The 10,771-nt window shown below is 71.3% G+C and carries 10 protein-coding genes; 4 read left to right on the top strand and 6 right to left on the bottom strand.

Annotated elements, in window-relative coordinates; translation table 11 throughout:
- The 3 genes from J8847_RS23400 to J8847_RS23390 form a co-directional block, all read left to right on the top strand.
- Positions 1 to 1,090: formylglycine-generating enzyme family protein (locus J8847_RS23400; RefSeq protein ID WP_211527090.1), on the top strand; the 1,090-nt coding region annotated here is incomplete at its 5' end.
- 19 nt (positions 1,091 to 1,109) lie between these two features.
- Complete coding sequence (locus tag J8847_RS23395) at positions 1,110 to 1,868, top strand: hypothetical protein (protein ID WP_211527089.1); 759 nt, start codon at positions 1,110 to 1,112, stop codon at positions 1,866 to 1,868.
- A 57-nt stretch (positions 1,869 to 1,925) separates the two neighbouring features.
- On the top strand, positions 1,926 to 2,816 hold the full coding sequence (locus tag J8847_RS23390) for a pirin family protein (RefSeq protein WP_211527088.1): 891 nt from the start codon (positions 1,926 to 1,928) through the stop codon (positions 2,814 to 2,816).
- Positions 2,817 to 3,069: 253 nt separating this feature from the next.
- Here J8847_RS23390 and J8847_RS23385 read toward each other — a convergent pair whose 3' ends face one another.
- From J8847_RS23385 to J8847_RS23375, 3 genes are all read right to left on the bottom strand, one after another.
- On the bottom strand, positions 3,070 to 4,536 hold the full coding sequence (locus J8847_RS23385; protein WP_211527087.1) for an FHA domain-containing protein: 1,467 nt from the start codon (positions 4,534 to 4,536) through the stop codon (positions 3,070 to 3,072).
- Between the two features lie 112 nt (positions 4,537 to 4,648).
- Positions 4,649 to 5,617 carry a PP2C family serine/threonine-protein phosphatase gene (locus J8847_RS23380; RefSeq protein ID WP_211527086.1) on the bottom strand — a complete coding sequence of 323 codons (969 nt, stop codon included), beginning with the start codon at positions 5,615 to 5,617 and terminating at the stop codon, positions 4,649 to 4,651.
- Between the two features lie 62 nt (positions 5,618 to 5,679).
- Positions 5,680 to 6,945 (bottom strand): MFS transporter, encoded by a 1,266-nt coding sequence (locus tag J8847_RS23375; RefSeq protein ID WP_211527085.1) that lies wholly within the window; start codon positions 6,943 to 6,945, stop codon positions 5,680 to 5,682.
- 110 nt (positions 6,946 to 7,055) lie between these two features.
- Here J8847_RS23375 and J8847_RS23370 point away from each other — a divergent pair, with 110 nt between their 5' ends.
- The gene (locus J8847_RS23370) at positions 7,056 to 7,523 is read left to right on the top strand and encodes a GNAT family N-acetyltransferase (protein WP_211527084.1); all 468 of its coding nucleotides are present in this window, start codon (positions 7,056 to 7,058) and stop codon (positions 7,521 to 7,523) included.
- On the opposite strand, the gene J8847_RS23365 is transcribed toward J8847_RS23370, so the two are convergent.
- The 3 genes from J8847_RS23365 to J8847_RS23355 form a co-directional block, all read right to left on the bottom strand.
- Positions 7,520 to 7,951, bottom strand: coding sequence for an SH3 domain-containing protein (locus J8847_RS23365; protein ID WP_211527083.1), 432 nt, complete (start codon positions 7,949 to 7,951; stop codon positions 7,520 to 7,522). The two genes, J8847_RS23370 and J8847_RS23365, sit on opposite strands and share 4 nt — an antisense overlap.
- 8 nt (positions 7,952 to 7,959) lie before the next feature.
- Positions 7,960 to 9,510 carry a hypothetical protein gene (locus tag J8847_RS23360; protein WP_211527082.1) on the bottom strand — a complete coding sequence of 517 codons (1,551 nt, stop codon included), beginning with the start codon at positions 9,508 to 9,510 and terminating at the stop codon, positions 7,960 to 7,962.
- Positions 9,480 to 10,771 (bottom strand): FtsW/RodA/SpoVE family cell cycle protein (locus tag J8847_RS23355; protein ID WP_211527081.1); only part of this gene is annotated, 1,292 nt, incomplete at its 5' end. The genes J8847_RS23360 and J8847_RS23355, both read right to left, overlap by 31 nt.

Here is a 10,771-nt window from a genome sequence, read left to right as displayed (position 1 = left end):
GCAGCAGCGGGAGCGGCAGCGGCGCGAACGGGCCGCCGCCGAGGAAGCCCGGGCCGCGCGCAAGGAAGCGCTGCGCCAGCAATTGCTGGCCAGGCGCGCCGAGGAAGCAGCCAAGGCCAGGCTGGCCCAGGAGGAGGCCGAGCGCAAGGCCGCCCAGGCCAAGGCCGCCGCTGCCTATCTGGCGGAGCAGCAGCGCGTGCGCGTGGAGCAGGCGGCACGAAGCGCCGCCGAGCCGCAGCCGCCGCCGCCGGCTCCTGCGCGTGCAGCAGCGGACAGCCACGCGCCGCTGCGCGACCCCTTCCTCGACGGCAGCGGCGCGGGTCCCGCGCTGGTGCCGATCCCGGCCGGCCGTTTCCAGATGGGCTCTCCGGATCACGAACGCCGCATCGCGATGGCGGCCGGCGCGCAAAAGAACTGGCTGGCGCGCGAGACGCCCCAGCACTGGGTCGGCATCGAGCGGCCATTCGCCATGGGGCGCTATCCCGTGACGGTCGGCGAATGGCGCGCCTTCGTGCTGGCCACGGGCTGGCAGCCGAATGGCGAAATCGACTGGGCCGCACCCGGCTTCCCGCAGAGCGACGAGCATCCGGTGGTCGGCGTCACCTGGTTCGATGCGCAGAAGTACCTGCAGTGGCTGAGCGCGGCCACCGGCAGGCGCTACCGCCTGCCGAGCGAGGCGGAATGGGAATACGCCTGCCGCGCCGGCACCCATACGGCCTTCAGTTTCGGCGACACGATCTCGCCCGAGCTGGCCAACTACGACGGCAGCTTCACCTACAACGGCGGTCCGGCCGGCGCGTACCGGCGCGGCACCACGGCGGCAGGCATGTTCCCGCCCAATCCCTGGGGCCTGTACGACATGCACGGCAACGTCTGGGAATGGGTGCAGGACGTCGTGCACGAAAACTACGAAGGCGCGCCGAACGACGGCAGCGCCTGGGAACAGGGCGGCGACCAGGCGCGGCGCATCCTGCGCGGCGGTTCCTGGCTCTATAATCCGCGCTACCTGCGTTCGGCGCTGCGCAACGGCTTCTCGGCGGTGCTGTCGAACGACATCGTCGGCTTGCGCGTCGTGCGCGAGCTGGACTAGCCAATCACCAGGAGACACGATGCGCCTGACCGCGCTGGGGGCGCTCGCCCTCTCGACATGCATGTCCGCCGGCGCGAGCGCGGCCCCGGCCACGATGACCCTGCTGGACGAGGCGCGCGCCCGCCCGGTGCCGGTGGCGCTGTACTTTCCGGACGCGGCTTGCACGCCGGCGCGGCCTTGCCCGGTGGCGCTGCTCAGCCCCGGCTACGGCAACAGCCACCTCGAATATTCCTTCCTGGCCGAGCGCCTGGCGCGCCATGGCTATCTGGTGGCCAGCATCGGCCACGAGGCGCCGGGCGATCCGAAGATGGACCCGCAGGGCGACCTGGCGCGCCAGCGTGCCGAGATGGCGCAGCGCGGTGCGGCGACGATCCGCTTCGTCCACCGCGTCCTGGCGGGGACCCATCCGGGCTATGACTGGCGGCATGCGGTGCTGGTCGGGCACTCGCTCGGCGGCGACAGTTCCGCCGTGCTGGCTTCGCTCGACCCGGCCGGCATCGCCGCCCTGGTCACGCTCGACAACCGGCGCGCCGCGCTGCCGCGCTCAAGCGCGATCCGCGTGCTGTCCCTGCGCGCCGCCGACACCGGCGCCGACCCCGGCGTGCTGCCGGACGCGCAGGAGCGGCGCCGCTACCGCGCCTGCATCCTCGACCTCGAGGGCGCGCGCCACAACGACATGTTCGATGGTGGACCGGCGCTGCTGAAGGAGCGCATCGCCGGAGCGGTCGAGCGCTTCCTGAAGGGAGATGGGCAGGGACGTCCTGCTTTTGAGTGCTGAAAGGCCGCCGATTCTGGTGTAGAGTGGGGCATTGCCTTTTTCACCACGGGACCCGAGATGGCCATTGCACACCTGTTCAAATCGCACGACAAGGACCTCGGCGGCGGCTTCACCGTGCGGCGCATCCTGCCGGCGGCGGCGCGCCAGTCGATCGGGCCCTTCCTGTTCTTCGACCACATGGGACCGGTCGAGGCGCAGCCTGGTTCGCGCCATGACGTGCGTCCGCACCCGCACATCGGCCTGGCGACGGTGACCTACCTGTTCGAAGGCGCGATCATGCACCGCGACAGCCTGGGCACCGAGCAGCGCATCGAGCCGGGCGCGATCAACTGGATGACGGCCGGCAGCGGCATCGTCCATTCCGAGCGCACCCCGGAAGACCTGCTCGACAAGCCGCGCCGCACCCACGGCTTGCAGCTGTGGGCAGCGCTGCCGCGCGAATACGAGGAAGCCCCGGCCGCGTTCAGCCATACGCCGGCCAGCGAGATTCCCGAGATCCGCTTCGAAGGCGGCCAGGTGCGCGTGCTGGTGGGCAGCGCCTTCGGCCACACTTCGCCGGTGCCCACCTTCAGCCACACGCTCTACCTCGACGTGACCCTGGAACCGGGCGCGGCGCTCGACCTCGACTGGCTGCCGGAGGAAACGGCCTTCTATGCGCCGTTCGGCGCGATCGAGATCGACGGCGAGGAAGTCGGGCACAACACGATGGCCATGGTCGAGCCGGGCGCGCCGGTGCGCGTGAGCTCGCAGGGCGGAGCGCGTTTCGTGGTGATCGGCGGGGACCCGCTGGACGGGCGCCGCTTCATCTTCTGGAACTTCGTGTCGAGCAGCCGCGAACGCATCGAACAGGCGGCGCGCGACTGGGAAGAGCAGCGTTTCGTACCAGTTCCGGGCGACAACGAGCGGATTCCACTGCCGCAGTGGCCGGCGGCCTGGCGGCGCGACTAGGGCGCAGACTGCTTTTTCCGCACGGCCAAGGCTTGCGGGCCGCCTCCGACCAGGAGTATGCTGGATTTCCCAACCGGGTTTCCAGCCGGGGTTTCCTTTTAGTTGAAAGGATGCGCCATGAAAATTCCTGAACATCTCCGGGTTCCCGCTATCGTCTTCGCGCTGCAGGCAGCGCTGCTGGCTGGCGCTTCGCTGATCTTCCTGGTCCTGCGCCCGTCGGGCGTCTAGTCCAGGCCGATCGCCCAGGCGTTGCTCAGCTGAGGTAGTGGGATGCCGCGACGTGGCCCCGGCGGTCGCCGGGGCTGCGGCGGCTTATGCGTGCGTCGGGATAGGCTAGGGCTGTGAAACGCACCTGCTGATCCGGGCCGCCCAGGCCAGCGGCAGCAAGCCCCGGCGCGAGCGGCGTTTCGGTTCCGCTCGCCTGGTCGAGGCGCCAGAAGCCGCCGTCCCGATGGAAGAGCAGCGGCATGGCCTCCGCCGGCGGCAGGCAGTCGCCTGGCGCGGCCGCAGCAGGAACCACGTCTGGCGCCATCAGGACGTAGCACTCGGCCCTTGCCCCGCCATCGGTCCGGTGCAGCACCAGCGCGTGCGCCAGCACGGCCGTCACTTCCAGGCTCACGATGCCCTTGATGCTCGCAGTCAGTTCGATGCGCATGCCCAGGCGCAGCGGCACCGGCGTGTGCTTGCCGGGCCAGACGCCATCGACCAGCAGGCCGAAGCGCGACACGTCCTCGATCTCGAAACCGCCCCGGCCGCGCCGGATCACCGCGTGGCGGCCTGAAATGCGGCGGGTGAGTCCGCCGGGCTCCGCGCCGGCATCGCTATGGTAGGACAACAGCAAGTCGGCTTCCGGCTCCGTGGCTTCGAAGCGCCCGAGCACGCACTCGTCCAGCGCGAACAGGCGCACGTGGCGCTGCGTGGCCGAGTCGGCGTCCGCGAGCAGCAGGCAGGCGCTGCTTGCAGGGCAGGGATGCGGGTCCCGTTCGGCCGGCAGGTCGATCTCGATCAGGTCCTCGTCCCAGGCGATGGTGGAAAAGCCCAGGTCGACCTTGCCGTTCTCGGGGTCCAGCTTGACCTGGGCGATCGAGGCGTTGCGCGCGGTGACGTCGATATCGACCCGTCCGCCCCCGGGCGCATGGACTCGCGCGATGCCGGCGTCATCCGCCGTCACGCGCACGTTCTTGTGGGTGGCCAGGAAGGCCTGGTGGATCTCGCCCAGGCTGGCGTCCTGGCGCGGCACCAGGATCACCGGCGAGCAGGTCCAGGTGCGGGCCGCGTCGGGGGCCTGCGGGTGGCGGCTGTGCAGTTCGACCTCGATCCGGTACTGCCCATGCTCCAGCCCGCGCGAGGAGAATTCCAGGAACAGCGGCCGCCAGTCGCCGCGCGAGGTGCGCTGGAAAATATAGCTTTCGCCGCCGCGCAGGCGCAGCGCCGAACGCACCAGCATGCGCACCTCGGGCGCGCAGTCCATGGGCATGCCGCGCAGCTCCAGGCGGATCGCCTGTCGTCCGCCGGCGGCGCGCGGGTCGAAGCCGCTGATGTGCAGCTGCGGGCGCTGCAGCACGGGAGCGGCGTGCGCGGCCGTGATCGTGTCGATGCTGGCCGGTGCGGCGGCGGGCGCCACTGCCTGCGGCTGCGCATGCCCGTGCGCGCACACGGTGTCGCCGGGCAGGACCCAGACGGTGCAGTGCGGATGCTCGGGATTGCGGCAGCGGTTCATGGATGGCTCAGGACACAAACGATCGGTCGACAGTATGCGGCAAGCTTACGCGGTTTCGAGGGCCTGTGGCGCGCCGAAATCATTGATAAACGACATTATTTTCTTAGCGTAATTAGTCAGCGCCGGCATCCGGCAGCGCCGTCTCGTCCGCATGACGCGGCAGCGGCCGCAGCACCAGCGCGGTGAGGTTGTCGGCCTGGAGGCCGGCCGGCGGATCGTGTTCCATGGCGCCGAACAGGCGCCCGACCATGCAGGCCGCATCAGGGCAGCCGTCGAACAAGTGCGCCCACGAGCCGACGAAAGTCTCCGGCTGCGTGCAGGACCAGAAGCCGTCGGTCGCCAACAGGTACACGCCATCGCCGCGCAGCGCCAGCGCGCGCCGGTCCGGCAGCTGGCCGAGCCAGGACGGCAGCTTGTTTGCGCCCAGCGGGTAAAGGGAATCGCTCAGCCTGGTCGGATCGGCGAAGGTATTGCCGAGGATGAAAGCCTGCGCGATCTGGGGCGCGTGCTGGCCATGCACCTGGCGCCACCAGCCGGCCTCGTCCAGCTTGCCGGCCATGGCGGCGGCCGTCGCCGGCACATGGTCGACCGTGAGCGGACGCGCCTGGCCGGCGGCCAGTTCGTAGAGGCGCGAATCGCCGACGTGGTAGAGCAGGGGCGCGCCGCCGGCCGGCAGTTCGAGCATGGTCAGGGTGGTGCCGGGCCGGGCGACGCCGGGCGCTTGCGCGAAACGGCGCTGCAGGCTGGCATGCAAGGCATCCAGGTGGCCCGTCAGTTCCTCCAGGCTGACGCAGGGCGGTAGCGCGAGCAGCCCCTCGGCGACTGCCTCCGCCGCTTCGCGTCCATGACCGTGGCCGCCCATGCCGTCCAGCACCGCGATCCGGCCGTGGCCCTGGAGCCAGCCGGGCACGGTAAGGCGGCGCGGCGCCTGGTCCTGGAGATGGCAGGCGCGCCCGTCGAAGTCGATGACGACGAAGTTGTCCTGGTTCTCGGCGCGGGGCGCGGGGCCGCAGCCGGTTCGGCTGGCAACCGCGACATCGAAATGGGGACCGAAGCGGAAATCGGAGAAGGCTGGCTGCATGGGCAAGGTAGTGGAATCAACCTTGCTACTTTACTACGGAGTGGCCCTGCCCAAAACGCCGATTAGATAGGGTGTTTGCGGTTGCCCGTGGCAAGCACCACGGCATTGGCGACGACGCAGGCGCCGGCCGCCGCCAGGGCCACGCGCACGCCCCAGGCGTCGGCGACCCGGCCCCAGACCAGGCTGCCGGCCACGTAGCCCGCGGACATCACGAACAGGTAGATCGACAGGGTGCGCGCCCGCACCTCGGCCGGGAAGGACAGCTGGGCCGCCGCGTTGAGCGTGGAGACCGTGGCCGACCAGGCCATGCCGCCGCAGACGATCAGCGGCACCAGCAGCGCCAGGGAACGGGTGAAGGGCATGGCGAGCAGCATCGCCCCGTAGACCAGCAGGGCGCCCGCCAGCACCCCGGTCTTGTCGACCCGCGCCCGCACTTGCGGCAGGAAGAAGGCGGCGATGACGGCGCCGCCGCCCAGGCAGCCCATCAGCATGCCATAGACGCCGGATTGCATGTGCAGCACGTCGCGCACGAAGACGGGCAGCAGGCTGGCGAAGGCGATGGTGGAGAAGAACACCGAGCAGACGTTGCGCAGGATGCGGCGGTAGCGGCCGCAACCGATGGCGCAGCGCAGGCCGTGGCGGAAGCGCGCGCGGAAGTCTTCGCGCGCGGCGGCCTGGGGAGCGCGCTCGCGCCACCACAGCCAATACACGGCCAGCAGCCCGGCGAAGGACAAGGCGTTGGCCAGGAACAGGGCGCCGGCGCCGATCCAGCCGAACAGGATCCCTCCCAGCGCCGGGCCGATCACGGCGGACAGGTTGTACGAGAGGTTATTGAGCGTGGCCGCCGCCTCGACCTCGTCCGGCTCGACCAGCCCGGAAAGCGCGGCTTGCCAGGCCGGCCAGATGAAGGCCGTGCCGATGCCGAGGCAGAAGGTAATCGCCAGCACCGGCAGGCTGGACATCTGCCCGGACCAGACCAGCAGGGCCATGGCGCCGGCGCAGCAGGCCATGTAGAGGTTACAGAAGAACAGGAATTTGGGACGGTGCACGGCGTCCGCCACCACCCCGGCGAACAGGGCGAACAGGAAGATCGGGACGTAGGTGGCGGTCTGCACCAGCGAAGTGACCGCCGCCGACTTCGACAGCGAAGCCACCAGCCAGGCCGAGGCGAAGGTCTGAATCCAGGTGCCGAGGTTGGACACCAGGTTGGCCAGCCAGATGCTGCGGTAGCGCGCATGGCGCAGCGGACGCGTGAGCGGCACCTTGCGGCGCGGCGCGCCGGCATCGGCAGGTGCGGGGCTGGGGGAGCTCAGGCTGGCGCGGGACATGATCGGAACAGTGTAGGCGTGCTCGGGCGCAACGGTCAACGAAATTGCCCTGTGGCAACTCAAAACTGTGGTATGTTGGCGGTTCCAGCACATGCTGACCAAAAGAGACCATGGAAATCCGACCGCTTGTCACCGCCGACATTCCGGCCGTGTCCGCGCTGTTGCGCGAACTGGCGAAGGAATACATCGTGCACGAATCGCCTCCCGAAGGCGCGTCCAACTTCCTCGCCGAGAACGACGAGATGGGCGTGCGCGGCTTCCTGGCGCGCGGGCATGTGTATCACGTGGCGGTGGTCGAAGGCCAGCTGGCCGGTTTCGTCGCGGTGCGCGACCGCAGCCACCTGTTCCACCTGTTCGTGGGCAAGCGCTGGCACCGGCGCGGCATCGCGCGCAGCCTGTGGGAAGTCGCGCGCGACGCGGCCCTGGCCGGCGGCGGCGAGGGCGCCTTCACCGTCAATTCCTCCAACTATGCGGTTCCGGTGTACGAAGCTTTCGGTTTCGTGCGGGTCGGGCCGACCCAGTGCGCCAAGGGTCTGTACTACAACCCGATGCGCTATCCGGCGCCGGACGACGTCTAGCGATGTTCGTCGGCGCGGCGCAGCCATAAGCTGCTTGCCCATCCCTGTTGCTGGCGGCCATCGACGTCGGCCCGCACCTGCCACCAGTCTCCCCGGCGCTCGCCGGTCGCCACGACCCGGCTGCCGGCCGGCACCACCGCCAGCCGGGGCGCGTCGGTCCCGGTCGCGGCGCGGAGGTTGAGCGCGTCGTGCGTCCAGTAACGCGCCCCGGCCACTGGCGCGGCTGAGGGAGCGGCGAGCGCGGTTTCCGTGGCGGGCGGATCGCCGGCAATCATGTAGAGCGAGGTCCCCAGCACCGCGGTGCCGGCGGCCAGCGCGCCGCCCGCGCGCAGGTTGGGGCGGCGCCACCATGCGCGCGGCGTCAGGTAGGCGCAGGCCCAGAGCGAGAGCAGCAGCCCGGCGCCGAAAGCGAGGAATGCGGTGGCCATCCCGGACCTCAGGCGTCGAAGCGCAGCACGTAGTGGCCGGCGACCAGGTGGTGGCCAGGCGGGACCAGGTAGGGCTGCTCCGCCGTCGCGGCCTCGATCTGGCCCACGGGACGCAGCTGCTCGTCCAGGTGGTACAAGGCCTGGCTGGCCGACAGGCGCGCCACGCGCAGGCCGTCGGCGCCGGCTTCCCAGCTGAATGCGTTGCGCGACAGGCCCAGGCGGTCGGCGCTGCCGGCGGCGCCTTCGGCCTGGCGCAGGAACTGCGGCGTGTCGAGCACGCGCAGCGCCGCCAGCGAGGGCATGCCGCGTCCGAAGGTCAGGCGCGTGCCCGGCAGCGCCTGCTGCACCGGGCCTTGCGGCAGCACCAGCAGCGCCGCATAGCGCTCGGCCAGCGCCCCTGGCGCGGCCAGCAGGCGGATGTCGGCCTGGTCCAGCGGCGCGAAGTTCGACGGCACGGCGATGCGCTGGCGCCCGGCCGAGGTGATGGCGTGCAGCTCGTCGGCCTCGTCGACGGCGAAGCGGATCACGTTGTCCTTGCCCGGTGCGCTCGGAAGCAGCTGCTGGTTCAGTCCCACCTCCAGGGCCTGGGCGCCGGTGTCGCGATAGCGGCTCAGGCGTGGCAGGGCCAGGGCCGCCAGGGTGACGCGGTGGCGCGCGACCGGGGCATAGGTGGCATCCGTGGCGTCCTCGGCCTGGACCGGCGCGGGGCGGGCGGCGGCGATGGGCATGGCGGTCATGTCGGCTTCCGCGGGCGCGCTGCGCGCCTTCCAGACGGCCGGCGTGCGCTGCGGCGGCGCGCTGGGCGCGGCAGCCGGACGTGCGGGCGCTGTGGCAGGCGCCGCCGCGCTGCGGCTGATCTTGAGGAGCAGGCGCGCGCCGGCATTGCCTTTGCCGCGCAGGACGTAGTAGCCATTGGCGGCGTCGAAGCTGCAGTCCAGCGCGTCCTTGGGACGCACCTGGACCTCGACCGGCGCACCCGGCTCGTCGTGGACCAGCAGCAGGCCGCCCTCCGCGCCGAAGGGCCAGCCGGGCACGGCGTAGGTGGCGCTGGCTTCGTCCATGCCGACCAGGGTCAGGCGCTGGTTCGGGTAGATCGCGCAGACCGGGCGCCAGATCGCGCTGTCGGTCGAGGCGCTGACCGTGTACAGCACTTGCTCCCCGGGCGCCGGCAGGTAGACCGCGTGGCCGAACTTGACCTTGACCTCGCCCGGCGGTACCGCGTCGGCGCCCACCACGTGGTAGCGCACCTCGTCGCCGCCCAGCAGGTCGGCGAAATCCTTCTGGTGCAGGGCCGCCAGCGACTGGGCCAGGTCGCGCACGCGCGCGCCGCGGGTCAGGTGGCGGTCGTCGTCGACCTCGTCCTGCGGCAGCATCAGGGTCACATGCGAGAAGCAGCGCGTGGCGGCGCGTCCGCGCTGTTCGCGCGGGCTGCGTTCCAGCAGGTCGCGCAGCAGCGGGCGGCGCGCGAACAGCGCCAGGCCCGGCGCCTGCCACAGGGCTTCGGCATTGAACACATCGCTGACCTTGGCTAGGACTTCGTGTTGGACATAGACCGGCATGATTGATTCTCCTCGTGAAATTGGACGCTCGCCATGCCGAACGCTAGCAGGGGGCAGATGAAAAACAGCAGGTGCGAGCCGCCCGAGGACAGGAAGCTCATCGGCTGGCCCATGATCGGGAACATCGCCAGGTTGGTTCCCCACGACAGCAGCAGGTGCCCGGCCACGAAGGCCGCGCCGCCGCACAGGGCGAAGCATTGGAAGCGTCCGAGCCAGGCGCGGCGGAAGTCGCCCGCTGCGCAGGCATGGCGCCAGGCCGGGACGGCGGCGTGCAGCAGCGCGGCCAGGAACAGGGCCTGCACGCACCACAGGGCCAGCGCCGCCGCCAGCCCGTGGCGGTGCAGCAGGTAGGAGGGCGCGAAGTCGTCCTGCACCGCCGGAATCGCCAGCGCCTCGCCGGCCGCCTGGCCGAGGCTGTCCAGCCCGAGCGCGCCGCCGGCGCCGAACCAGCCGCCCTGCGCGACCGCCTGCAGGCCGAGCAGCATCTGCTGGCCCGTATGCGGGTGGACCGCCGGGTCGTTCCAGACCTGGAAGCGTTCGGGATAGAAGCCGAGGGACCCCAGGGTGTCGGCGGAACGCTGCAGCGCCGCGCCGCCGAGCAGGGCCGCGCAGGCGCCGCAGGCCAGCATCCAGGCGGCGCCGCGGCGGCCGCTGGCCCAGCACCAGGCCAGGGCCATGGCGCCGGCCCACACCAGCAGCAGCACCAGCGGCGAGTAGTCGTCGACCCGCACCAGGGCGGCCGCCAGCAGGAATACGAACAGCAGCACCGGCGCGGCCATCCGCAGCCAGAAGCGCCAGTCGCGCCGCGTGCCGTTGGTGCTGCCGGCGGCCAGCGCCAGGCAGTGGGCGCTCAGCGCCGCCAGGGCCAGCTTGGCGAATTCCACCGGCTGCATGTCGAATACGCCGGTCTCGTCGCCCAGCCAGACCTGGGCCAGCAGGGCGGCGAGGGCGGCGCCAGCCAGCGCCAGCAGGATGCGCTCGGCGACGGGACGCGAGACGGCGCCGCGGCCCAGGCAGGAGAACAGGAGCAGGCCCGCAGGCAGCCCGAGGGCCAGCAAGGCCGCCGTGTTCTGGAAGTGGCGCAGCCACGCGCTGTCGCGCGCGCCCAGGCCCATGTCGAGCTGCACCAGCAGGCCCGCCCCGAGCAGCACGGCGGCGCTGATGGCAAGCGGCTGCGGGCGGCGCGACCAGGCGAGCAGCAGCAGCAGCGTTCCCCCGGCAAGCAGCATCGAGATGCCGGCGCCGGGCGCCGCGACGCTGC

This window comes from Massilia sp. AB1 (genome assembly GCF_018119385.1).
Classification (GTDB): Bacteria; Pseudomonadota; Gammaproteobacteria; order Burkholderiales; family Burkholderiaceae_D; genus Telluria.
The sequence above is the reverse complement of the archived record's forward strand: the minus strand, read 5'-3'. Positions and strand labels throughout refer to the sequence as shown.